This window comes from Euryhalocaulis caribicus (assembly GCF_000412185.1).
Classification (GTDB): Bacteria; Pseudomonadota; Alphaproteobacteria; order Caulobacterales; family Maricaulaceae; genus Euryhalocaulis; species Euryhalocaulis caribicus.
The window spans coordinates 16,470-39,775 of record NZ_ASJA01000019.1 but is presented as its reverse complement, the minus strand read 5'-3'; the positions used below and the strand labels follow the sequence as shown (position 1 = coordinate 39,775).

The following is a 23,306-nucleotide window of genomic DNA, read 5'->3' as shown; positions in this document are numbered from 1 at the left end:
GGCCCGGTTAGGGACCCGCCTTAACGTCTTAAAGCTGCTGGCAAATCCCTAACTCAGGATTTGTCCTCAACTTCGTCAGCATCTTCAGCGTCGGCCTCGGCGGTTTCCGCCTCGGCTTCCTCGCCTTCGCCCTCAACGTCGCCTTCGGCGGCGGTGAGTTCTTCAGGCTCGGCGCCTTCCTCGAAGATTTCGGCCGCTTCCTCTTCGGAAAGGCCGGTCTTCTCGGCGATGGCCGCGGCGCGGTCTTCGTCACGCTCGGCGGCGATGATGTCCTCGCCTTCGGCCTGACGCTCGGCTTCGTCAGCCGTGCGCGCCACATTGATGCGGATCGTCGCGGAGACTTCCGGATGCAGGCGGATCTCGATCTCGTAGACGCCGATGGTCTTGATCGGGATGTCCAGCTTGACCTGCGAACGGGCGACCTTGTGGCCTTCCCCGGTCACCGCATCGGCGATGTCGCGGGAAGAAACGGAGCCATAAAGCTGGCCCGTGTCGCCGGCCTGACGGATCAGGATGAAGTCCTTGCCGTCGATCTTGTCGGCGTCGGTCTGGGCTTCGGCCTTGCGCTCGTCGTTCAGCTTTTCGAGGGCGTCGCGTTCACGCTCGAACCGCTCGATATTGGCCTTGGTCGCGCGCAGCGCCTTGTTCTGCGGCAGCAGGAAGTTGCGGGCGTAACCCGGCTTGACGCGGACGACTTCGCCCATGCCGCCGAGGTTTTCCACGCGTTCGAGAAGTACGACTTCCATGGTCTTTGTCCTTCCCTACTGGCTGGAGTACGGCATCAGCGCCAGATAGCGCGCGCGCTTGATGGCGCGGGCCAGCTCACGTTGAGGCTTCGCCGAAACCGCGGTGATGCGCGCGGGCACGATCTTGCCGCGCTCGGACACATAGCGGCCCAGCAGTTTCGGGTCTTTATAGTCGATCTTCGGCGCGTTCTCGCCGGAGAACGGGCACACTTTCCGGCGGCGCTGGAACGAGCGGCGCGCGGGAAGGTTTTCAATGCTGACGTCTGATTTCGCCATGATTTTCTAGCCTTTCCTAGTCGCGGCGTTTCTTGCCGGTGTCGCGCTTGGACAGGATCGCGGAGGGCTCTTCCTCGTCGATCTCGTCCACCTTGACGGTCATGTAGCGCAGCACGTCATCGTGGATGCGCAGCTTGCGCTCCATTTCCTCGATGAAGTCTGTCGGCGCTTCCATGCCGATCAAGGCGTAGTGGCCCTTGCGGTTCTTGTTGATGCGGAAAGCCAGGCTGCGGAGACCCCAGTACTCGGTCTTCTTGACCGAGCCGCCAGCGCCTTCGATGTCGGACTTCAGTCCCTCAACGATCTCGTCGACCTGTTGGGGAGAAATATCCTGACGCGCGATCAGGACATGCTCGTAAAGCGGCATGCTTCACCCTTTCATTGAACCGTGGCGCAGGCAGGCCAGGGAAAGCCTGAAATCCCGCGTTGGCTCTGCGCATCCCGCCGCCGCACCACGCGACGGACTTTGACCAATGGAGGCAGACCACGGTTTCCTTTGTGAAGCGCGGGGTTATACATGTCGCCGAATCTATTTCAAGGCGTATGAACTGTGCTTTAGCCGCCCGCCCGGCGCGTGCTAGAACCCTTTTCCAACAATACGAAACAGCGAGGCGAGACGGCGATTATGGGCATGGCTTTGATTTTTCCGGGGCAGGGCAGTCAACACGTCGGCATGGGCGTGGATCTGGCCAACAGCTTCAAGTCCGCCCGGGAGGTCTTTGACGAGGTCGACGACGCCCTGGACCAGAAGCTTTTCAAGCTGATCAGCGAAGGCCCCGAGGACGAGCTGCGCCTCACCGAAAACGCCCAGCCCGCCCTGATGGCGGTCAGCCTCGCGGCCATCAACGCCTTGCACAAGGAATTCCATGTCCGCGCCCAGCGCTTTGACTATCTGGCCGGCCATTCCCTGGGCGAATATTCCGCGCTGGCCGCGGCCGACGCCCTGTCGATCGGCGAAACCGCCCAGCTGCTCAAACGCCGGGGCGAGGCCATGCAACGCGCCGCGCCGGTGGGCGAGGGCGCCATGGCGGCCCTGCTGGGCGCCGATTACGATCAGGCCAACCGGGCCTGCGCCGCCGGCTCCAATATGGGCGTTTGCGAAATCGCCAATGACAACGCGCCGGGCCAGATCGTGATTTCCGGCTCCAAGCCGGCGGTCGAGCGCGCGCTGGACGCGGCCAAGAGCCTGGGCGTGAAGAAGGCGATGCTGCTGCCGGTTTCCGCGCCTTTCCACTGCGCCCTGATGCGCCCCGCGGCGGAGGAAATGCAGGCGGCCCTGAACAGCGTGCGCTTCCGCATGTTGAAAGCGCCGATTGTGTCCAATGTCAGCGCGCACTCGGAAGACGATCCGGAACGGATCGCCAAGCTGCTGGTCGAACAGGTCACCGGCCGGGTTCGCTGGCGCGAAAGCGTGGAATGGATGTCGGAATCGGGCGTGGACCAGTTCATCGAGGTCGGGGCCGGCAAGGTGCTGACCGGCATGGTGAAGCGCATCGCGCCGTCGGCCACCCTGACCACGATCAACAAGCCCGAGGAACTCGAGGCTTTCGCTGAATCGCTCTAGAACCCGAAAAAAATCGGAGCAACAACATGTTTGACCTGACTGGAAAACTCGCGCTGGTCACCGGCGCGACCGGCGGCCTTGGCGGCTCTATCGCCAGGGCGCTTCACGCCGCGGGCGCCGAGGTCGCGCTGTCCGGCACGCGCGAGGAAAAGCTGCAGGACGTGGCGAAGGATCTGGGCGAGCGCACCCATGTCGCGCCATGCAATCTCTCCGATCCCGCCTCCGTGGATGCTCTGCCGGGGCAGGCGTCCGAAATGATGGGCGGGCTGGATATTCTGATCTCCAATGCCGGCGTCACCCGCGACCAGCTGCTGATGCGGATGAAGGACGATGACTGGGAGACGGTCATCAAGGTGAATCTCGAGGCCTATTACCGTCTCTCCAAGGCCGCCATGCGCGGCATGATGAAGGGGCGCTGGGGCCGGATCATCGGAATCACCTCCATTGTCGGCGTCACGGGAAATCCGGGACAGGCCAATTATGCGGCCTCCAAGGCCGGCATGATCGGCTTCTCGAAATCGCTGGCGCAGGAAGTCGCCAGCCGCGGCGTGACGGTGAACTGCATCGCGCCGGGCTTTATTGCATCGCCCATGACCGACGAGCTGAACGAGACGCAGCGCGACGCCATCCTGCAGAAAATCCCCTCGGGCCGTTTGGGCACGGGAGACGAGATCGCCTCCGCCGCCGTTTATCTGGCCAGCGAGGAGGCGGGCTATGTCACGGGCCAGACACTGCATGTGAATGGCGGCATGGCGATGATATAAAGCGCCTTGCGAGGCGCCATTCGGGCTTGCTGGTCAAGCTGGAAAAGGCATGGTAAGCCACAAATCGAAACACAGATCACGCGGTCACAGGATTGCAGTCCGCGCGGTCGCCTCAGGGAAAAGGCCGGCCTAGACCGGCGTCTTCAATAAACACAGCAGAGGTTTGATATGTCTGACGTTCAGGAGCGCGTTAAGAAGATTGTTGTCGAGCATCTCGACGTTGAAGAAGACAAGGTGAAGCCGGAAGCCAGCTTCATCGACGACCTCGGCGCGGACTCGCTCGACAATGTCGAACTGGTCATGGCGTTCGAGGAAGAATTCGACATCGAGATCCCGGACGACGCAGCCGAGCACATCCAGACGGTCGGCGACGCCGTTAAATACATCGAAGAAAAGAAATAAGCAGACGCGTTAGCCTCGATCATGAAACGCCGCGTTGCGGTTACCGGACTGGGCCTTGTCACGCCGCTCGCAACGGGCGTCGAAGAGACTTGGTCGCGCCTTCTTGAAGGGCGGTCCGGGGCCAACAAAATCGAAAATTTCGAAGCGTCCGACCTCGCCTGTCAGATCGCGGCCCAGGTGCCGCGCGTTGACGGGCGCGGCGGCGGCGCGGCTGACATGGCCGGCGTTTTCGACCCGGAACAGACTCTTTCCTCGAAAGAGCAACGCCGGGTCGATGAATTTATCCTCTACGCCATCGCGGCCGCCGATCAGGCGGTCAAGGACGCGAACTGGACGCCAGAGGATGAAGAATCGCGTTTGCGCACCGGTGTTCTGATCGGCTCCGGCATTGGCGGTCTCCAGACCATCAATGACGCGGCGCTGGAGCTGGAGAAAAGCGGACCGCGCCGGATCGGCCCGTTCGTGATTCCCTCGCTCCTGATCAATCTGGCCTCCGGTCAGGTTTCCATCCGTTACGGCTTCAAGGGTCCGAACCACGCCGTGGTGACGGCCTGTTCCACGGGCGCGCACGCCATTGGCGACGCCAGCCGCTTCATTCAGCGGGGCGATGCGGACGTGATGATTACAGGCGGCGCGGAGGCGGCGATTTGCCGTCTGGGCATCGCCTCGTTCGTGGGCTGCCGCGCGCTGTCCACGCATTTCAACGACCGCCCGACGGAGGCCTCGCGTCCCTATGACAAGGACCGCGACGGTTTCGTGATGGGCGAAGGCGCCGGCATTCTCGTGCTTGAAGAAATGGAGCACGCCAAGGCGCGCGGCGCGAAGATCTACGCCGAAGTAGTGGGTTACGGCCTTTCGGGCGACGCCCATCACATCACGGCCCCGGCCGAGGATGGCGATGGCGGGTACCGCTCCATGAAGGCGGCCCTGGAGGACGCCGGGCTGGCTCCGGGCGACATCGATTACATCAATGCGCACGGCACCTCGACCCCGCTGGGCGACGAGATCGAATTGCGGGCTGTCGAGCGACTGTTCGGCGAAGCCGCCAGCGCCGATCTGGTTATGTCCTCCACAAAGTCCTCCATCGGCCACTTGCTGGGCGCTGCGGGGGCTGTGGAAGGCGCGTTCTGCGCGCTGGCGATCCGTGACGGCGTCTGTCCGCCGACCATCAATCTGGACAATCCGTCCGTTGAGTCGCGGATCAATCTGGCCCCGAATAAAAAGGTTGAGAAGCCCGTCAAGGCGGCGCTTTCGAACTCCTTCGGGTTCGGCGGCACCAACGCCTCGGTGGTGCTAGTCGCTCCGTCGTGAGCGAAAAGCCCAAGCGCGGCCGGGGCGGTTTCCGGATTTTCCTGACCTTCCTGGTCACGGCGATTGTGCTGGCTGTCGCCATCGCGGGCGCGGGCCTTGCCGGCTACGCCTGGTTCAACAACAAGATTGCTGAAAACGGGCCGCAAACGCCCGATAACCAGCCCCGGATCGTGGTGCTGGAGCGCGGCTCCCACCTTGGCCGTATTGCCGATACGCTGGAAGCGGAGGGCGCGGTTACCGATGCGCGATTCTTCGAATGGGCGGTGCGAATCGATGGCGGTGAAAACGCCCTGAAAGCCGGCGAATACGCCTTCCCGTCCGGCGCCAGCATAAACGATCTCTACCGCCAGATCCGCGAGGGGCGGGTGTTGCAGCATCCGGTAACCATTCCGGAAGGCTGGCCCAGCGTCATGGTCGCCGACATCATCAATGAAGCCGACGTGCTGAGCGGCGATCCGGTGGAGCCGCCGGCAGAGGGCACGATCCTGCCCGAGACCTATATGGTCCAGCGCGGGACGGACCGTGCGGCTTTGCTGGACAAGATGCGGGCCGCTCAGGACCGGCTTCTGGCCGATTTATGGGCCGCCCGTGACCCGGACTTGCCCTTCCAGACACAGGAAGAGGCCATCATTCTGGCCTCGGTTGTCGAGAAAGAGACCGGAATCGCGGCTGAACGGCCCCACGTGGCCGGCGTTTTCGTGAACCGCCTCAAGCGCGGCATGAAGCTGGAAAGCGACCCCACGATCATTTACGGCGTAACGCAGGGACGCCCCCTCGGCCGGGGCATCCGGCGTTCGGAAATTGATGCCGTAACAGACTGGAATACCTACCAGATTACCGGCCTTCCCAAGACGCCGATCGCCAATCCCGGCGCGGATGCGATCCGGGCGGTTCTCAATCCGCCGGAAACCGATGATCTGTTTTTTGTGGCAGACGGCACGGGCGGGCATGTTTTCGCGTCCAGCTATCGCGAACATCAACGCAATGTCGCGCGGTGGCGCCAGATTGAACGGGAGCGCCGCCGGTGAGCCTGAACGGAATGACCGGTTTTGGGCGCGCCGATGGCGTGGCCGGCGCGCTGGTCTGGCGCTGGGAGGTCCGCAGCGTCAACGGCAAGGGGCTGGATGCGCGCCTGCGCCTGCCCGGCGGCCATGAAAGACTGGAGCCGGCCGCGCGGGAAATGATCCGCAAAACCTTCGCGCGCGGCTCCATCCAGGCCAATCTGCAGCTTCGTCAGGACGCGTCCCAGGCGCAGCCCGCGGTCAATGAAGACGCGCTAAACGCCCTTCTGGACGCCGCCGGCCCGCTGATCGAGAGCGGAAAGGTCGCCAAACCGCGGCTGGATGGCTTGCTGGGCCTGCCGGGAATGTTGCTCTCCGCTGAGGAAAGCGATGACGAAGAGGCTCTGAAGGCGCTCGATTCCACGTTGCTTGATGGTCTGAAAACCGCGTTGTCGGAGCTGGCGGAAGGGCGCGCAGGCGAAGGCGCGGCGCTGAAAACCGTTCTGCTTGACCACCTTTCCTCGGTCGAAACGCTGGCGGAAAAGGCCGCCCGCAGCGCCGGGGCGCAACCCGCTGCGATCCGGGACCGTATCAAAACCGCGCTGGCCGATCTGCTGGAAGGCGACCTGCCGGAGGAGCGTCTGGCAACGGAATCAGCCATGCTGGCCCTGAAAGCGGATGTCCGGGAGGAGCTGGATCGCCTCACCGCCCATGTTGAAGCGGCTCGGGCGTTGATCGAAAAGGGCTCCCCCTGCGGCCGCAAGCTGGACTTCCAGATCCAGGAATTGATGCGTGAAGCCAATACGCTGTGCTCCAAATCCGCCGATATGGAGCTCACGCGCATCGGGCTGGACCTCAAAGCGGTGGTGGATCAGATGAAAGAGCAGACGGCCAATGTCGAATAAGGACGAGATCCGGACCCGCCGCGGCCTGCTTCTGGTTGTTTCCAGCCCCAGCGGGGCCGGGAAATCATCCCTGTCATCGGAGCTGATGAGCCGTCATCCGGAGCTCACCCTGTCCGTTTCGGCCACTACACGGCCCCCGCGCGAGGGTGAAAAGGACGGGGTTCACTATCATTTCCTGTCCGAATCCGAGTTTGAAAAGCGCAAGGATGCGGGTTGGTTTTATGAGTGGGCGAAGGTCCACGGCAATTATTACGGCACGCCGAAACAGGCGGTTATCGAGATACTGGAGCGCGGTTGCGACGTGCTGCTGGACATAGACTGGCAGGGCGCACAGCAACTTCACCAGCATCGCGACAAGGATGTCGTCTCCATTTTCATCCTTCCGCCGTCCATGACGGAGCTGGAATCGCGTCTGCGAAAGCGCGCACAGGACACGGACGCGGTGATTCAGGGGCGTCTGGAAGGCGCCGCGGACGAAATTACGCACTGGGCGGAATATGATTACGTCCTGCTGAACGGTGATTTTGACGCGACAGCCGCCAAGATGGACACGATCCTGCGCGCCGAACGCCTGAAACGCTTCCGGCAGACATGGCTGACGGAGTTTGTCGGCCAGCTTCTCAGCCAGAAATAGATTCGCGCCAGACTTTCGCGAGCCTCTGAAACGCCTGCACAGACACCGTTTCCGGACGCGTCTCAGGGGAAATCTCTGCCATTTCAAGCAGTTTATGGGCGTCGCCCAGCGTTGAAAGTGATTTGCGGAGCATCTTTCTACGCTGCGTAAACGCCGCTTTCGTGACCGTTTCCAGTGCGGAAATGTCCGAAAAACGCTCTGATTCCGGCAGGAAATCGAGCCGGACGACCGCAGAATCGATCTTGGGCGGAGGCGTAAAGGCGCGTGCGGGGATAGTCATTTCAAGCCGAACCTGGCACCGCGACTGCGCCAGAACAGCCAGCCTTCCGAAGTCTTTTCCGCCCGGCGAGGCCGCGATCCGGTCCGCGACCTCCTTCTGGAACATCAGGGACATGGATGGCGCGGGCGGCGGATCGGCCGTCAGCCACCCGGTCAGCAGCGGAGTTCCGACATTATAGGGCAGGTTCGCGACGATTGCGGATGGCCCGTCCCCCAGATAATCGCGCGGATTCACTGTCAAAGCGTCCGCGTGAATCACGTCCAGCCGCCCGCCGGAGGCGCGGTTTATGTCTTCCAGCAGCGGTAGAAAACGCTCATCCGTTTCTACGGCAAAGACCTTTTCCGCGCCGCTTTCCAGCAGGGCGCGGGTCAGGCCGCCGGGACCGGGGCCGACCTCCATCACCCGCGCGCCATCAAGCGGCCCGGCAAGACGGGTAATCTTGCGGGTGACGTTCAGGTCGTAGAGGAAGTGCTGACCCAGTGATTTGCGGGCCAGCAGACCGTGCGCGTCGGCCATGTCGCGGACGCCGGGCAGCGTATCCAGACTCATGCCGCGCGCCGCCGCGCGCCCGTCTCGCCCGCCAGTCTGAGCGCCGCTATCAGGCTGTCCGCGCGCGCCTTTCCCTGTCCGGCAATATCGAAGGCCGTGCCGTGGTCGGGGGAGGTGCGGGCGATGGGCAGGCCGAGGGTCAGGTTCACCCCGCCGTGGAAATCCAGCGTTTTCACCGGGATCAGGCCCTGATCGTGATACATGCAGATGGCCGCGTCATAGCTCGCGCGGGCCTCCTCATGGAACATCGTGTCCGCGGGACGGGCGTCGGAAATGTCGATCCCCTCGCTTCGCAGGGCGGCGGCGGCGGGGTTGATGATGGATTTTTCCTCGACGCCGATCCGCCCGCCTTCGCCGGCATGGGGGTTGAGGCCGGCCAGGGCGATGCGCGGGGCCGCAATGCCGAAATCCCGCTTCAAGGCGTCATGGACCACGCGGGCCACGGCCTTGATACGGCTTTGGGTGATGGTGCGCGCGGCTTCGGCCAGTCCGACATGGATGGTTACCAGCGCGGTGCGCAGGCCGCCGCCGGACAGCATCATCACCGGGCCGCGTGGACCATCCCAGGCGGCGCCTTCGGTCAGGTGGGCGAGATATTCCGTGTGGCCGGGAAACGCGAAACCGTGGGCGTAAAGAACGGACTTGGCGATGGGGTTTGTGGCGACCGCCACGGTTTCCCCATCCAGCGTCAGGCGCACGGCGCGGCGGATGGAGTCCAGAACGGCCGGCGCATTATCGGGGTCCGGTTTGCCGGGCGTCACAGGCCGCGCGGCCGGACAGGCCAGAACGGGGAGGGCGTCCGAAAAGACATCAGCCGCCTCGCTAACGGTTTCAATCAGGCGCGGCGCGTCCATGCCGGCGGACCTTGCCGCCGCGCGCGCCGTTTCGGGGTCGCCGATCAGGACAAAGGCGGGGCCGGTTTCGCGCAAGGCGCGCCAGGCGGACAATGTGATTTCGGGGCCGATACCGGCCGGGTCGCCCATGGTCAGGGCAATCAGGTCGCCAGAGGCGGTCACCGGACGTCGACAGTGGATTCGCGGCGAACATCGCGCAGATAGCCGCGCGCCAGAAGCGACTGGCGCTGACCGCGAAGCTGGCTGGCGATTTCCTCGTCGCTGGGCACGCCGTCAGCCGATTGCTGACGGTCGCACAGGACAAAGCTCTGGAGGCCCAGGGCGGTGTCCAGCGGGGCGGTCGCGGAGACTGGCTGCAGGCCGCTGACCGCCTGTTTGATTTCCGGCTGCAGGGCGTTGTCGGACAGCGAGCCCAGATTGGTCGGGAATGCGCCGTCCAGTTGTCCGGCGGCGTCTTCCACGGCGTCGCAGCTGTCAATGCCGGCGGCGACTTCCGCCAGCGCCTGGCGAGCTTGCTGACGTTCCTCCGCCGTGGCGTCTTCCGGCACCGGCAGGGTGATCGACTGCAGGCGCAGCTGATTGACCACGCCGCCTTCATTCTTGGCGCGCAGGGCGATCAGATAGACGCCGCCCGGCACACGGATCGGCGGGCTGACCCGTCCGGCCGGCATCTCGCGCAGCACCGATTCCACTTCCGGGCGCAATTCGCCGGAGAGAACCCAGCCCGCATCGCCGCCAGACTCAGCCGTGGCCGAGGCAGAATATTCACGCGCCAGAACCGGAAATTCCGCGCCATCGACCATTTGCTGGATCAGTGAATTGGCCAGCTGGCGGACTTCCTGTTCTTCCCCGACATTCTGGATCGGCAGGAAAATTTCGGCGATCAGGTAGCGCGGCTTGGACAGTGAATTGATGATGCGTTCGCGGGTTTCCGCGATCTGGTCGTCGGAAACGCGAACCCGGCCGCCATAACGCCCGTCCACCAGATACTGCCACGCCAGTTCCGACTTGATCTGGTCGCGCAGCGTATTTGGGTAGATTCCCGAGGCGCGCAGATCGGCCAGGATGTCGTCAACCGTGACATTGTTCTGCTGTGCGAGACGGCCAAGAGCGCCGTCCACTTCCTCTTCGGTGACCTCCACCTCGTAACGGCGGGCCTCCTGAAGCTGGAGTTTCTCATCGACCAGAGAGCGGAGGGCCTGATCCTCCATCCGGGTGAGGGTTTCCTCGTCCGGCTGGGCGCCGGTCGTGGCGATCATCAGCAACATGCGCTGGCGCACGTCGAAAGTGGAGATCGGCTCGTCATTGACGACCGCGGCAACGGCCTCGCCGGTTTGAGCGTGTGCGCCGGCGACGCCGCCGAGCGACAGAACCAAAGCAATAATCAGGCAGATAGGCTTCATGGTCGGAACACGCTTCGTTCAGAGAAATTCAAATACCGTGATCGGCGCGAAAACATAGCCAAAGCATAGCTTCACGCAATGTTTGCGGGCGCCCTGCGGGGCGGCTTTATCTTGTGCCGAACGCGCCAAGGCTCTTAAGCGAAAACCGCAGGACAATCGATTCAGAGGGGCCCAGCGCGCGGTCGGAGACATTGTTGTCCTGATAGACCAGCCGGACGGCCGTGCAGCAATCCTCGTATCCCAGGGAGAGATATTGCCGGCGGAATTCGCCCTCATCCATGTCGATCTTCGCGCCATAGCCGATGGACCAGTTCTCCCGCACCCACCATTCCAGCGAGGCGTCCATTTCTTCCTGCGGGCCGCGGCGGGAGAAGTCATTGGAGAAGTTGATGTATTCAGCGGAGGCGCGGATAAATTCGCCGCGATACTGGGCGTTGACCGCCAGACGCTGGGTTTCGAAATCATCTTCGTCCAGACGAACCTGGGTGCCGAGCTTCCAGCGGCGATCCGGCTCATAGCTGGCTTCCACCACATAATCGGAACGCTTGCTGGCCAGCCCCGATTCCTCGGGCAGGAAATCGGTGTTGTCGCGCAGGCTCTGGCCCAGGAAGAGGGTCGCCTTGGCGTCGCGGCCCCACAGCGCGCTGACCCGGGCGCCGTAATTGGCCCGCAGACCTTCTTCCCAGCGGTCGAAGCCGGTGAACTTGTTCAGCTGGAACAGGTTCGACTCGCCCAGATCCAGCGTCAGGCTGTCCTGATTGACCAGATTTGCGGTGCCGGCGGTTATGCCGCTCGCCAGGCTGAGGAAATCGTCATTGTCGCCGGCCGCGGCGATCAGCTGCACCCGCGGCTCGATCATCCAGTCCACCGACTCGCCGGGGCGGTAGAACGGATAGGTCAGGTCGACCCCGGCAAGGCCGAGCAAGCGGCTGAAATCGTCATCGGTTTCGTCGCGCGTGATCGGGTCGATCGCATCGGAGATATCGTAAAAATCGACACGCCCGAATGCGAACGGTTCGGCCACGAAGCCGCCGCTGCTGACCCAGCGCGCCTTCCAGTCCAGCTCTCCGGTCGCCCGGCGGTAATCCACCCCGTCCGAGCGGGTGAGGGCGACGCCGTCAAAAACGGTCTCGACCCGGCCGAAAGAATCCAGATCGAAGAAATGGCGGGATTCCACAATCGGCAGAACCTGCGGAAGCGTGTCGTCATCCTCGTTCGCGCGCAGGCCCTGGAAATCCACGACGGCGGCGGTGTTGTAGGAATTTTCGTCCTGGCCGGCCACGAAGAGCTGGCTGATCAGGCGCTTGCGCTCTGCGGCGTAGATGCCGCGGCGCGTGTCGCTTTCATTGAGGTCGTACCGGTCGAGATAGAGGTCATCGGAAACGCGCTCGACGCCAAAGCCCCAGGACCAGTCCTCATTGATGCTGAACAGGCCGCTGCCGAAAATATGGCCGCGCAGTTTTTCGTCGCCGAACTTGTCGCCCTGGGAATCGAAAAGCTGCTCGTAGGTGCCGCTGCCTTCCATTTCCACGATGCCGGAGAAGAATCGCTTGGTGTACTCAAAACCGATCAGCGGATTCACGTTGGTCATCACGCGCGGCGTGACGGTGAGGTCCTGGCTGGGCGTGACGGCCCAGTAGACCGGCTGCTGGTACCAGGCGCCGGTCTTGGACGACAGGCCGAAGGTCGGCATCAGCAGGCCGGATTTGCGCTCCACCGCCGGGTCGGGGTGGGCGAAGAAGGGCGTGTAGAAGACCGGGACGCCTTTCACCTCGAACACCGCGTCGCGGTAATAGATCATCTCCTCTTCGTTATCCTGCACGACCTTGCGGGCGCGCAGGCGCCAGGTCGGCTTGGCGGAGATGTCCTCGGGGATCGGGCAGGCGGTATAGACCGCGTTGGTCAGCTGGTTCTTCTCGCCCTCGCGCGAGGCGTAGGACGCCATGGCCTTGCCGTCATTGGGCAGGCGGATGGAGAAGCTTTCAGCCAGGCCGGTGCTGAGATCGTCCGTCAGCTCGACATCCTGGGCGTATTCGACGGTTCCGTTCGCCTCGATAATCGTGACGCCGCCGCTGGCGAATACCTGTCCGGTCGCGGGCAGGTATTCGACGCGTCCGGCGCGGACCACGCGTTCCTCGTAGCGCGCCTCGACATTGCCCTCCGCGATGTAGCGGCCGTTCTCCCGCTCATAGGTGACGGAGTCGGCTTCCAGATAGACGCCGCCTTCCGCGAAGAACGAACTGTCAGCTTGTGCGAGGGCCGGCGCGGCCTGGAAAGCGCCAATCGCGAGCGCGGTCGCGGCGACGGCGTATTTCAGCGTAGATTTCAGCCGCATGATTTGGCGATCATCCTCCCCGCGACGCACGGTATTTAAGCCAGACCTGATCGTTAGCCGACCTCGGCGCGCGCGTCCACGGGCCAGACACTTATCCGTCTTCCATCTGAGCGATAAAGGCGGTGGCCAGGAACAGCGCCGCCAGCGGCGCCGCGGAGGCCGCAAGGGCGGGAGGCAGGCTGCCGCTTTCGGCGATAGCGGCCAGAAGATCGTCGGTGAAAAACAGCAGGAAACCGCCCGCCCCGCCCAGCACGGCAAGGGGAAGCGCCCCGCCAAGACGGGCCAGGCGCAGGGAAACCGCCGCCCCGATCATCGCCATGGCGGCCAGCATCAGGGGCATCGCCGCAAGGCTGAAAAAGCGGATTTCGTAATTGCGGCTAGACGCGCCGGAGGATTCGGCCGTGCGCATGGCGTCCCGCAGGCGCCAGAAGGACAGGGACTTGGCCTGTTCCTCCCGATCGAAGACGGTTTCAGAATCAATATTTGAGGGAAAAGACACCGCCTCCAGAGCGCGCGGCTGCGCGCCCGGCGATGATTCGACCGCGTTTTCCAGTTGCCAGAACCCGGCGCGCAGGGCGGCGCGCTCCGCGTCGATGCGTTCGACAAAGCTCATCTGGCCGTCGATATCGGGCTCGTAAAAGAAGAAAGTGGCGTTGATCAGTTCGTCATTGCCCTGATCGACCGCGGTCGCGCGGATAATGGTTTTCTGCCCCGGCGAGCCGCCCAGCAGCCAGAGCCGCCCCTGGCTGACCACCTGGGTCTGGGTTTCGCCGCGCACCATTTCGGCGCGGCGCTGCTCGAACTCTGCGTTCATCTCGGCCGCGATCGGGTTCAGCGCGACCGGGGCGAGCAGGCCGATAATGATGGCGAGCGCCAGCGGCGGCGTCAGGAAGCGCCAGGCGGACAGGCCCGCGGCGCGCATCACGATCAGCTCCGACCGCCGGTTCAGCCGGAACAGGGCGTACATGGTGCCGAACAGGATGATGAAGGGCAGGGTGGTCTCGACCAGCATCGGGGTCTTGAGCAGGGTCAGCTGACCCAGCGCGAACGGGTTGGCGTTCTCCGCCCGCGCTCCGACGGTGCGGGTCTGCTCCACAAAATCGACCAGCAGAATCAGCGTCAGGACGATGCCCAGCACGAGGCTGAGCCCCTGCAGCGTCTGCGAGTAGAGGTAACGCCCCAGCTTGGAGAAGAGCAGGATCACGCGGTCGCCCTCTTGAACAGGTTGCGGTGCGGCGCCCGTCTTTTGGGGTTGAGCAGCATGACGATGGCGACGCCGCCGCCGGCCAGCGGCACGGCGTATTGCAGGATATTCAGCAGCGGGTCGTCATTGGCGGCTGACTGCGCCGCAAAGCCCAGTAACCGGACCGCCAGCGCAGCGCCCGTGGCGATCCATATTCGCCGGGCATAGCCGACCCGGCTGAAATCACCGCCTATCAGGGCCAGAATGGCGATCAGGACCACGGCAATGTCGTGGATGGGCGTGGCGATCCTCGAATGGCCTTCAGCCAGCATCTCGTCACGGTTCGCCGCTTCCCAGTGATCGGTGGGGTCCGGGAACAGAAGCTCGTGCAGGTATCGGTCGGAAAGTTTGTAGACCAGCTCCCCCTGCGGCTCGACAAAGCGGGTGAGGTCGAACGGGTAGGTGTCGAAATCGAGATAGGAGAGGCGGCCGTCATCCTCGATCTGCTGGATGCTGCCCTGTTGCAGGATGATCTGCGGCGACACCGCGCTCTGCACCAGCCGCCCGGTCTTGGCCATGTAGACCACCGGCTTGGACGGGTCGCGCGCGTCCTCGATCATCAGGCCGGTCAGCTGACCTCCCGGCTGCACGTCCTGAAGATAAAGGGTGAGGTCGTCGCTGGGCTTCACGAATTCGCCCGGCTTGACCAGCGTGGCGGCGAGATCGGCCTGCGCGTCGTACAGAGTGCGCCGCATTTCTCGGTAGGAGAAGGGCTGCGCCCACAGCATGATCGCCAGATGCGCCGCCGCGGCCAGCAGGGCCAGTCTGAGCGCCGGCGTAACCACGCCCCAGCGCGACATGCCGGAAGCGGAGGCGACCACCAGCTCGCTCTCCGTGTGCAGCCTGTGCAGGGCGTATGTGACCGAGATGAACAGGGCGATGGGAATGACCAGCGAAAGCAGCTGTGGCATCGCCAGAACCGTCACATAGACGAAGATATAAAGGCCCCGCTGCTCCTCCACGAGCAGGGATATGCTCGCCAGACTCTGGGTCAGAATCGCAAGGCCGGTCAGCGCGGCGAGCGCCACGATGAAAGGCCAAAGGATCTGGCGGAAGAAATAGGCTTGCAGGTGCTTCATCGGGCGGGGCTGACAGAGGCGGGTTGGCGGGGTTCTAACCTAGCCCCGGATCGGATACCACAGCGCATAACGCCCATATGAATGATGCGGCGCTGAAAATTCATACTGCGCCGAAATAAAGCGATATTGTGAGGACGCCATGAAAATAAGTTTCGTTGATCCCTCTGACGCCAAAGGTTCGCTGGCGGTTCTTTCATTTGAAGACGACGGCCTGAGCTCTGCTGCAAGCGCCGTGAATGATTCGACCGGCGGCGCGGCGATGCGCGCGACCGGCGCTTCGCGTTTCCGCGGCAAGGTCGGCCAGATCGCCGAAATCCTGGCCCCGGGCGGGGTTGAAGCGGACCGGGTCCTGGTGGTCGGCGCCGGCAAGGCGGACAAGCTGGACCGTGACGCGCTGGAGCGGATCGCCGCCAGCGCGGTGAAACGCGTTCTGGCCTCCGGCGAGAAATCCCTGACGCTGCGTCTGGACGGCGTGAAGGTCAGCGCAGACGATGCGGCGGCCGCCGGGGTGGCCGCGCACATGGCCGCCTACCGGTTCGATCATTACCGCACCAATCTGGACGCCGACAAAAAACCGTCCCTGGAATCCTTCCAGATTGCTGTCGATGACGCGGCGGCGGGCGAGGACGCCTGGAGCCGCTACCAGCATATCGCCGAAGGCGTGTCGCTGGCCCGCGATCTGGTTGGCGAACCGCCGAACGTGCTGTTCCCCGCCGCCTTTGCCGAGCGTTGTCAGGCGCTTGAGGCGCAGGGCGTCGAAGTTGAAGTCCTGGACGAGAAGAAGATGGCGGAGCTGGGCATGAACGCCCTGCTGTGCGTGGGACAGGGCAGCCGCAAGGAATCCAAGCTGGCCATTATGAAATGGATGGGCGGCGACAATGACGAGAAGCCGATCCTTCTGGTCGGCAAGGGCGTCTGTTTCGACGCGGGCGGCATCTCGCTGAAGCCCGGCGACCGCATGTGGGACATGAAGGCTGACATGGGCGGCGCCGCGGGCGTCACAGGCGCGATGCGCGCCATCGCGGGGCGCAAGGCCAAGGTCAACGTGATAGGCATTGTCGGACTGGTCGAGAACATGCCCGACGGCGACGCCACGCGCCCGAGCGACATCGTGAAATCGGCCAGCGGTCAGACGATCGAGGTTCAGAATACCGACGCCGAAGGCCGTCTCGTGCTCAGCGACGCGCTCTGGTACGGCCAGACGCATTTCGATCCGGCCTGCGTGATCGACATGGCGACGCTGACCGGCGCGATGGTGATTTCGCTGGGGCAGGAATATGCGGGCGTCTTCACCAATTCCGACACGCTGTGGAGCGGTCTGGAAGAAGCCGGCAAGAACGGATCGGAGCAGGTCTGGCGTCTGCCGCTGGCCGATGGCTATGACCGTCTGCTGGATTCTGACTATGCCGACATGAAGAATATCGGCGGCCGGGCGGCCGGTTCGATCACCGCGGCGCAGTTCCTTGGCCGTTTCATCGACAAGGACCGCGACTGGGCGCATATCGACATCGCGGGCGTGGCGATGAAGGACAAGCGCGACGACCCGCGGGAGCCCGTCTGGGGCACCGGCTGGGGCGTGCGCATCCTGGACCGCTTCGCCGCGTCCCGGGAGAAATAGGCTGAGGCGATGGGGGAGGTCTGGTTCTACCATCTTGAGCGCGCCTCGCTGAACGAGACGCTCCCCTCGCTGCTTGAGAAGACACTCCAGAAGGGCTGGCGCGCCCTGGTGCGCGTCGGCTCTCAGGAGCGGCTGGATTCCCTCGACGGCCTGCTCTGGACCTATCGTGATGAATCGTTCCTGCCGCATGGCCGGTTTGATTCCGAGGATGCCGAGCGTCAGCCGATCCTGCTGACGCTGGACGCCGACAACGCCAATTCGGCCCAGATTCTTTTCCTCACAGACCCCTCCGCCGCGTTCGATGTGGAACAATTCGAGCGCGTGGCGCTTGTGTTCGACGGAAACGATCAGGACTCGGTCGCCGCCGCGCGCGAGCGATGGAAAGAGGCCCGGTCAAAAGATGCGGCCGTCAGCTACTGGCGGCAATCGGAGGACGGACGATGGACAAAGGCGGGATAATTGCGGGCGCGGCCATGATCGCGGTGTTGTATGGCTGCACGGCCATGGACGGTGATATGAATACCGGAAAGACGCCGCCTCCGCCGTCTGATCGGGGTTCCTGCGGCGCGGCCATGTTCCAGAGCATGGTGGGCCAGCCGGAAGGCGAGATCCATGAGCCGAGCCTGCCGACGCCTTACCGCATCATCGGCCCGGACGACATGATCACGCAGGACCATCGTCCGGATCGCCTGAACATCTATCTGGATGGCGATGATCGCGTGAAAAGCGTGCGCTGCGGCTAGGCCTCGATTTCGGCCTTGGCCTGTTCATAGGTCTCGGCCGCTTCCAGCCATTCGGTTTCCAGCTCTTCGAGCTTCTTGACGGTCTGCCCGCGCGACTGTGAGAGCTTCGCGGCGGCTGCTGGCTGTTTCTCATAGAGGTCCGGCGCGGCCAGCAAGCTGTCCAGTTCCTCGATCTCGGCGCGCAGTTTTTCCAGTTTTTTTTTCAATGTCCTGCGTGCGTTTCTTGAGAGGCGCGATTTCGGCCCGGCGGGCGGCGGCGTCGCGTCGGCGGACAGAGCGCGCGTCTTCGGATTTCTGCGGCTTTGCCGGGCCGTCCGGGTTGTCTTCGCCTCTCAGGACATAGCGGCGGTAATCGTCCAGATCGCCATCGAAAGCTTCGACGCCGCCATTCTCCACCAGCCAGAGACGATCGGAGACCGAGGCGAGGAAATGGAAATCGTGGCTGATGATGATCGCCGCGCCCGGGAAATTATTGATGGCGTCGGCCAGCGCGGCGCGGGAATCGATATCCAGATGGTTGGTCGGTTCGTCGAAAACCAGAAAATGCGCGCCCTCAAAAGTCGCCAGAAACATCAGCAGGCGGGTTTTCTCGCCGCCTGAGAGTTCGCCCGCCGGCGTCTCGCCTTTGGCTTGCGGCAGGCCGACCGAGCCGAGCTTCGCGCGGCGCTGAGCCTCCGTGGCTTCCGGCATCAGTTCGACAACGTGCTCGTAAGCGGATTTTTTCGGGTTCAGGGCGTCCAGCGCATGCTGGGCGAAATAGGCGATCTGCAACTTCTTGTGAGAGCCGACGCGCCCTTCCTGCGGCGGCAGCAAGCTGGTCAGCGCCTTGATCAGGGTGGATTTGCCTGACCCGTTGCGGCCCAGCAGTCCGATACGGTCATCGCCATTGATGAGCAGGCTGATGTCCCTGAGCACGGGTTTTCCCGGCTCGTACCCCAGCGTTGCATGATCGAAGCGCACCAGAGGCGGCGACATGCGGCGCGTGCTTTCAGGAATGAAGAAGGGCGCGACCGGGTGGGCGATGGAGGTGGCGACCGGCTTCATGCGCTCCATGCGCTTGATCCAGCTCTGCGCCTGCCGCGCCTTGCTGGCCTTGTAGCGGAAGCGGTCGATCAGCTCGCCCAGGCGGCGCTTCTCCTCCTCCTGCTTGTCACGCAGCTTCAGGTCGAGGCGCTGGCGTTCCTCCAGCTGGCGTTCGAAATCGTCATAGCCGCCCTCATAGGCGGTCAGCTTGCCGTCCATCAGGTGCAGGATGCGGTCGCACGCATTGTTCAGAAGGCTTCGGTCATGGGAGATGATCAGGGCCGCGCCCTCGAAGCGCGACAGGTGGCGCTCCAGCCAGACCGCGCCTTCCAGGTCCAGATAGTTGGTCGGTTCGTCCAGCAGCAGCAGGTCGGGCCGCGCGAACAGAGCGCCCGCCAGCGCCACGCGCATCCGCCAGCCGCCCGAGAAGGTCTTGCACGGCGCCGATTGCTGTTCGTGCGAGAAGCCAAGGCCGTTCAGGATCGCGCCGGCGCGCGCTTCGGCGGAATAGGCCTCGATATCGGCAAGGCGCGTCTGAATTTCGGCGATGCGGTTGGGCTCGGTGGCGGTTTCCGCTTCTTCCAGCAGCGAAGCGCGCTCGGTGTCCTGCGACAGCACGAAGTCCATGACCGGAACCTCGCCGGCCGGCGCTTCCTGATCGACCCAGCCAAGGCGCGCGCGCTGACGCACGCGCACAGAGCCGCCATCGGGGGCGAGCGTGCCGCGGATCAGGCGGAGAAGGGTGGTCTTGCCCGTGCCGTTGCGCCCGACAAGACCGACATGGCCCGACGCGGGGATGTGCGCGCTGGCCCCGTCAAAGAGTTTTCGCCCCTCCAGCGTGAATTCCAGATCGTTGATGTGCAGCATTTTATCGAGTCGGACTGTTGGGGTTCGGCAGCGGACTGCTTTACAGGGTCAGGGGCCGTTGCTAGAGGCCGCGACGACATTTCCCAAATACTTTATCTCAAGAGGAGAGAAGCGATGGCGGTCGAGCGCACCCTGTCCATCATCAAGCCCGACGCGACCAAGCGGAACCTGACGGGACGTATCAACGCCCTGATCGAGGAAGCCGGTCTGCGTATCATTGCCCAGAAGCGGATTCAGATGAGCCGCGAGCAGGCGGAAGGCTTCTATGAAGTCCACAAGGAACGCCCCTTCTTCGGCGAACTGGTCGACTTCATGATTTCCGGCCCGGTCGTGGTCCAGGTTCTGGAAGGCGAAAACGCCATTGCCCGCTATCGTGAAGTGATGGGCGCCACCAACCCGTCCGAAGCGGCGCCGGGCACGATCCGCGCGGAGCATGCCGAATCCATCGGTGAAAACTCCGTCCACGGTTCGGACGCCCCGGAAACCGCGGCGAACGAAATTCCGTTCTTCTTCAAGGACGAAGAGATCGTCGGCTAATCGCCGGCCTGTAGCTTGTGCGGCGCCGGGTAGAATAAAGGCCCGGCGCCGGGCTTGCCGTTTTCCAGCTCCAGCACCACGCGCTCCCGGCGCACGCTGGCGCGGCCCTCCGCCACCAGGCGGACGCATTCCGGATAGAGCAGATGCTCCGCCGCCAGAACCCGTTCGGCGAGGTCAGCGGGCTCGTCTTCCTCGAAAACCGGCACGGCGGCCTGTCCCACGATGGGGCCGTCATCCATGTCTTCCCTGACGAAATGAACCGTACAGCCATGGATGCGGACGCCCGCGTCGATGGCGCGCTCATGCGTGTTCAGGCCGCGGAAGGCGGGCAGGAGCGAGGGGTGCACGTTCAGGATCTGGTCGCGCCATTCCTTGACGAATTCCTCGCCCAGCAGGCGCATGAAGCCGGCGAGGCAAATAAAGTCGATTTTTTCCTGCTTCAGGCGCGTGTCCAGCGCGTTTTCGAACGCGGCGCGGTCCGGATAGTCGGCGTGACCGAGCACGGCGGTCGGCGCGCCCATATCCCGCGCGATTTCCAGCCCCTTTGCGCCAGCCTTGTTCGACAGGACCAGAGCGACTTCTGCCGGAAAATCCGGATCCTGGCAGGCCTGAAGCAATGCGCGCATGTTCGATCCGCGCCCCGATATCAGGATGGCGATGCGGGCGGTCATTTTGCAGCGGCCAGCTTGCCGATTTTCCAGACGCATTCATCGGCGTCTTCCAGCGCCTGAATCGTGCTGTCGGCGTCTTCGGCGGCCACGCACAGCACCATGCCGACGCCCAGATTGAAGGTGCGGCGCATTTCAGCTTCCTCAATGCCCCCGGCCTCCTGCAGCCAGCTGAACAGGGCCGGCCGCGGCCAGGCGTCATAATCGATTTCGGCGTTCAGGGATTTGGGCAGCATGCGCGGCAGGTTCTCTGTTAGGCCGCCGCCGGTGATGTGGGCCGCGCCCTTCACCTTGCCGGCCTTCAGCAGAGGCAGGACGGAGCGGACATAGATGCGCGTCGGGGCCAGCAGCGCATCGCCCAGCGTGGAGCCCTGGGTAAACGGGGCGGGGTCGGAGACGGCGAGGCCTTCACGCTCCACCACGCGGCGGATCAGCGAATAGCCGTTGGAATGGGCGCCGGACGAGGCGATGCCGATCAGAACGTCGCCGGCCGCCATGTCCTTTTCGCGCGGCAGGATGGCGTGGCGCTCCACCGCGCCGACCACGAAGCCGGCCAGGTCAAATTCGCCCTTGCCATAGATGCCCGGCATTTCCGCCGTTTCGCCGCCGATCAGGGCGCAACCCGCATCGCGGCAGCCGGACGCGATTCCGGCAATGACTTCGGCGGCGTGCGTCGGGTCCAGCTCCCCGGTCGCGAAATAATCCAGGAAAAAGAGCGGTTCGGCCCCCTGAACCAGAACGTCATTGACGCACATGGCCACGAGGTCCGCGCCCAGCCCGTCGAAGCGGCCGCTGTCGATGGCGACTTTCAGCTTCGTGCCGACGCCGTCCGTGCCGGAGATCAGGACGGGATCCTGATAACCGGCGGCCTTCAGGTCGAACGCGCCGCCGAAACCGCCCAGGTCGCCTTCCGCGCCGGGCCGGCGGGTGGCCTTGGCCAGCGGCTTGATCAGGTCGACAAGCTTGTCGCCGGCGTCGATATCGACCCCGGAATCCTTGTAGGTGAGAGGCGTTTTCTTGTCTTCGGCCATCGGGGATCGTCTCTGGTGCTGAATCGGCTAAGAGCGGAGCTTAAAAGAGAATGGCTGCGCAAGATATCGATCCCGCGCTTCACCGCCGCTATAGTTTCGCAGAAGACGCAAATCAAAGGGGAACCGCCGTGCTTCGAGCCATTTGCATACTGATCCTGGCCGGATTTGCCGCTGTATCGGCGCAGGCCCAGGACGATATCGACATGTTCACGATCTCCGGCGTGAAGATCGATGCTTCGGGCGAAACCGCTACGGAAGCGCGGCAGGCGGCCATCGCGGAAGGTTCCGCCAAGGCCATGCGCAAGCTGTTCGAGCGGCTGACCCTGCGCGAGGATCACGGATCGCTGCCCGGCGTTGCGCCGTCCACGGCGACATCGCTGGCGACGGGCTTCCAGATTGATAACGAATTGCGCTCCCCGACGCGCTATCGCGGCTTGCTGACCGTGTCTTTCGACCCGGTGGGCGTTTCGCAATATCTGCGCAATCGCGGCATCGCCTTCGTGGAGTCCGCCGCCCCGCCGACGCTGGTCCTGCCGGTTCTGGACGCCGGCGGCCGGGCGCGGCTGTGGGAGGCCAATCCCTGGGGCGATGCCTGGGACGAGGACCGTTATGCAGCGACCTTCACGCCGGTCATGCTGGCCGACGGCTTCGATACCGACAACGACATTCTGACCGCGCAAAAGGCGCGTGATCTGGACACGGACGCGATCCGCGCCCTGGCCCGGCTCTACAATGTCGAGCGGGTCCTGGTCGCTGTCGCGCGGCCGGATCAGGGTAATGCGCGCGTTGATCTGACCTTTATCCGCACCGAGCCGGAGTTCGAGGAAATTGAGCGGCTGCGCGAGGAGAAACTGCGCCGGCAGGAGCCCTCCTTCGATGATGATTTGATGGATGAGCCCGGAACCGGCGACATGGATCAGGACGGTGAGAAAAGCGCCTTCGGCGATGATTTTGAGCCTGTCGTGACGCCGCTGGATCCCGTGCGGGTCAATCGCGACGAAGGCGATAATATTCTGGAGATCGCGGCCGATCGCTCGCAAATCCAGCTCGCCGAGCTTTGGAAACAGACCGCCATCGTTCGGGCCAAGCAGAAGACGGAAGTGCAGCTGACCGTCATGTACCGCAATATCTCCGAATGGCTGGAGCTGCGGTCGGCGATCGGCGCTTCGCCGTTCATCGCCGATGCGCGGCTGGACGGCATTTCCCGTGACGGCGCGCTGATGACCGTGACCTATCGCGGTCTGCGCGAACAGCTGATGGGCGACCTCTACAAGCGCGGCGCGCGCATGCAGAGCAGCCATGAGCTGGGAGAGGTGGTTCACGCCCTGACCTGGCGGCCGTTCGAGGATGAGCGGTTTGGCGAGGATGATGACGGCATGATGGATAACCGGCGGGACGACCGTTTCGGCGACGCCTCCGGCCAGCGCGAAGAACGCTTCGACAGAGGCCTATGACGGGCCAGCTTCGACTCGA

At 63.8% G+C, this 23,306-nt stretch carries 25 protein-coding genes; 12 read left to right on the top strand and 13 right to left on the bottom strand.

Annotated features, from left to right (window positions below):
- Positions 1-53 precede the first annotated feature (53 nt).
- Genes rplI through rpsF form a run of 3 tightly spaced genes read right to left on the bottom strand, consistent with a single transcriptional unit; the run spans position 54 to position 1,389 of the window.
- Positions 54-746 carry a 50S ribosomal protein L9 gene (gene rplI / locus L338_RS13930; RefSeq protein WP_022699007.1) on the bottom strand — a complete coding sequence of 231 codons (693 nt, stop codon included), beginning with the start codon at positions 744-746 and terminating at the stop codon, positions 54-56.
- Between the two features lie 15 nt (positions 747-761).
- On the bottom strand, positions 762-1,022 hold the full coding sequence (rpsR, locus tag L338_RS13925; RefSeq protein ID WP_022699006.1) for a 30S ribosomal protein S18: 261 nt from the start codon (positions 1,020-1,022) through the stop codon (positions 762-764).
- Between the two features lie 16 nt (positions 1,023-1,038).
- Positions 1,039-1,389, bottom strand: coding sequence for a 30S ribosomal protein S6 (rpsF, locus tag L338_RS13920; protein ID WP_022699005.1), 351 nt, complete (start codon positions 1,387-1,389; stop codon positions 1,039-1,041).
- 258 nt (positions 1,390-1,647) lie between these two features.
- On the opposite strand from rpsF, the gene fabD reads away from it, so the two are divergent.
- The 7 genes from fabD to gmk all read left to right on the top strand — a co-directional run bounded on the left by fabD (position 1,648) and on the right by gmk (position 7,603).
- Positions 1,648-2,586: an ACP S-malonyltransferase gene (fabD, locus tag L338_RS13915; protein ID WP_022699004.1), complete on the top strand. Its 939-nt coding sequence runs from the start codon at positions 1,648-1,650 to the stop codon at positions 2,584-2,586.
- A gap of 26 nt (positions 2,587-2,612) precedes the next feature.
- On the top strand, positions 2,613-3,350 hold the full coding sequence (gene fabG / locus L338_RS13910) for a 3-oxoacyl-[acyl-carrier-protein] reductase (RefSeq protein ID WP_022699003.1): 738 nt from the start codon (positions 2,613-2,615) through the stop codon (positions 3,348-3,350).
- Between the two features lie 168 nt (positions 3,351-3,518).
- Entirely contained in the window at positions 3,519-3,752 is a 234-nt protein-coding gene (locus L338_RS13905; RefSeq protein ID WP_022699002.1) for an acyl carrier protein, read from the top strand.
- 21 nt (positions 3,753-3,773) lie between these two features.
- Positions 3,774-5,063 (top strand): beta-ketoacyl-ACP synthase II, encoded by a 1,290-nt coding sequence (gene fabF, locus L338_RS13900; RefSeq protein WP_022699001.1) that lies wholly within the window; start codon positions 3,774-3,776, stop codon positions 5,061-5,063.
- Complete coding sequence (mltG, locus tag L338_RS13895; protein ID WP_022699000.1) at positions 5,060-6,091, top strand: endolytic transglycosylase MltG; 1,032 nt, start codon at positions 5,060-5,062, stop codon at positions 6,089-6,091. The genes fabF and mltG overlap by 4 nt, the downstream gene beginning before the upstream one ends.
- Positions 6,088-6,969: a YicC/YloC family endoribonuclease gene (locus L338_RS13890; protein WP_022698999.1), complete on the top strand. Its 882-nt coding sequence runs from the start codon at positions 6,088-6,090 to the stop codon at positions 6,967-6,969. Before mltG ends, L338_RS13890 begins: the two co-directional genes overlap by 4 nt.
- Positions 6,959-7,603, top strand: a complete 645-nt coding sequence (gene gmk / locus L338_RS13885; RefSeq protein ID WP_022698998.1) for a guanylate kinase — start codon at positions 6,959-6,961, stop codon at positions 7,601-7,603. Before L338_RS13890 ends, gmk begins: the two co-directional genes overlap by 11 nt.
- On the opposite strand, the gene rsmA is transcribed toward gmk, so the two are convergent.
- The 6 genes from rsmA to L338_RS13855 form a co-directional block, all read right to left on the bottom strand.
- Positions 7,590-8,432, bottom strand: coding sequence for a 16S rRNA (adenine(1518)-N(6)/adenine(1519)-N(6))-dimethyltransferase RsmA (rsmA, locus tag L338_RS13880; protein ID WP_022698997.1), 843 nt, complete (start codon positions 8,430-8,432; stop codon positions 7,590-7,592). The genes gmk and rsmA overlap by 14 nt on opposite strands.
- Positions 8,429-9,415, bottom strand: coding sequence for a 4-hydroxythreonine-4-phosphate dehydrogenase PdxA (gene pdxA, locus L338_RS13875; protein WP_033311480.1), 987 nt, complete (start codon positions 9,413-9,415; stop codon positions 8,429-8,431). Before pdxA ends, rsmA begins: the two co-directional genes overlap by 4 nt.
- 29 nt (positions 9,416-9,444) lie before the next feature.
- Positions 9,445-10,689 (bottom strand): peptidylprolyl isomerase, encoded by a 1,245-nt coding sequence (locus tag L338_RS13870; RefSeq protein ID WP_022698995.1) that lies wholly within the window; start codon positions 10,687-10,689, stop codon positions 9,445-9,447.
- Positions 10,690-10,795: 106 nt separating this feature from the next.
- Complete coding sequence (locus L338_RS13865) at positions 10,796-13,024, bottom strand: LPS-assembly protein LptD (protein ID WP_022698994.1); 2,229 nt, start codon at positions 13,022-13,024, stop codon at positions 10,796-10,798.
- Positions 13,025-13,115: 91 nt separating this feature from the next.
- Positions 13,116-14,228 carry an LptF/LptG family permease gene (locus L338_RS13860; RefSeq protein WP_022698993.1) on the bottom strand — a complete coding sequence of 371 codons (1,113 nt, stop codon included), beginning with the start codon at positions 14,226-14,228 and terminating at the stop codon, positions 13,116-13,118.
- Positions 14,225-15,346 carry an LptF/LptG family permease gene (locus tag L338_RS13855; protein ID WP_022698992.1) on the bottom strand — a complete coding sequence of 374 codons (1,122 nt, stop codon included), beginning with the start codon at positions 15,344-15,346 and terminating at the stop codon, positions 14,225-14,227. Before L338_RS13855 ends, L338_RS13860 begins: the two co-directional genes overlap by 4 nt.
- A gap of 139 nt (positions 15,347-15,485) precedes the next feature.
- On the opposite strand from L338_RS13855, the gene L338_RS13850 reads away from it, so the two are divergent.
- The 3 genes from L338_RS13850 to L338_RS13840 are packed head-to-tail and all read left to right on the top strand — an operon-like array spanning position 15,486 to position 17,707.
- Positions 15,486-16,964: a leucyl aminopeptidase gene (locus tag L338_RS13850; protein ID WP_022698991.1), complete on the top strand. Its 1,479-nt coding sequence runs from the start codon at positions 15,486-15,488 to the stop codon at positions 16,962-16,964.
- Positions 16,965-16,973: 9 nt separating this feature from the next.
- Positions 16,974-17,423: a DNA polymerase III subunit chi gene (locus tag L338_RS13845; protein WP_022698990.1), complete on the top strand. Its 450-nt coding sequence runs from the start codon at positions 16,974-16,976 to the stop codon at positions 17,421-17,423.
- Positions 17,424-17,437: 14 nt separating this feature from the next.
- The gene (locus L338_RS13840) at positions 17,438-17,707 is read left to right on the top strand and encodes an I78 family peptidase inhibitor (RefSeq protein ID WP_161624636.1); all 270 of its coding nucleotides are present in this window, start codon (positions 17,438-17,440) and stop codon (positions 17,705-17,707) included.
- Here L338_RS13840 and L338_RS18030 read toward each other — a convergent pair.
- The gene (locus tag L338_RS18030) at positions 17,704-17,913 is read right to left on the bottom strand and encodes a hypothetical protein (protein WP_241762269.1); all 210 of its coding nucleotides are present in this window, start codon (positions 17,911-17,913) and stop codon (positions 17,704-17,706) included. The two genes, L338_RS13840 and L338_RS18030, sit on opposite strands and share 4 nt — an antisense overlap.
- Complete coding sequence (locus tag L338_RS13835; RefSeq protein WP_241762268.1) at positions 17,837-19,597, bottom strand: ABC-F family ATP-binding cassette domain-containing protein; 1,761 nt, start codon at positions 19,595-19,597, stop codon at positions 17,837-17,839. Before L338_RS13835 ends, L338_RS18030 begins: the two co-directional genes overlap by 77 nt.
- Positions 19,598-19,711: 114 nt before the next feature.
- On the opposite strand from L338_RS13835, the gene ndk reads away from it, so the two are divergent.
- Positions 19,712-20,134: a nucleoside-diphosphate kinase gene (gene ndk, locus L338_RS13830; protein ID WP_022698988.1), complete on the top strand. Its 423-nt coding sequence runs from the start codon at positions 19,712-19,714 to the stop codon at positions 20,132-20,134.
- Here ndk and purN read toward each other — a convergent pair.
- Entirely contained in the window at positions 20,131-20,805 is a 675-nt protein-coding gene (gene purN / locus L338_RS13825) for a phosphoribosylglycinamide formyltransferase (protein ID WP_022698987.1), read from the bottom strand. The genes ndk and purN overlap by 4 nt on opposite strands.
- Positions 20,802-21,833 (bottom strand): phosphoribosylformylglycinamidine cyclo-ligase, encoded by a 1,032-nt coding sequence (gene purM / locus L338_RS13820; RefSeq protein ID WP_022698986.1) that lies wholly within the window; start codon positions 21,831-21,833, stop codon positions 20,802-20,804. The genes purN and purM overlap by 4 nt, the downstream gene beginning before the upstream one ends.
- 128 nt (positions 21,834-21,961) lie before the next feature.
- Between purM and L338_RS13815 the strand changes: the two genes are divergently transcribed.
- On the top strand, positions 21,962-23,287 hold the full coding sequence (locus L338_RS13815; RefSeq protein WP_161624635.1) for a DUF2066 domain-containing protein: 1,326 nt from the start codon (positions 21,962-21,964) through the stop codon (positions 23,285-23,287).
- The last annotated feature ends 19 nt before the right edge of the window (positions 23,288-23,306 follow it).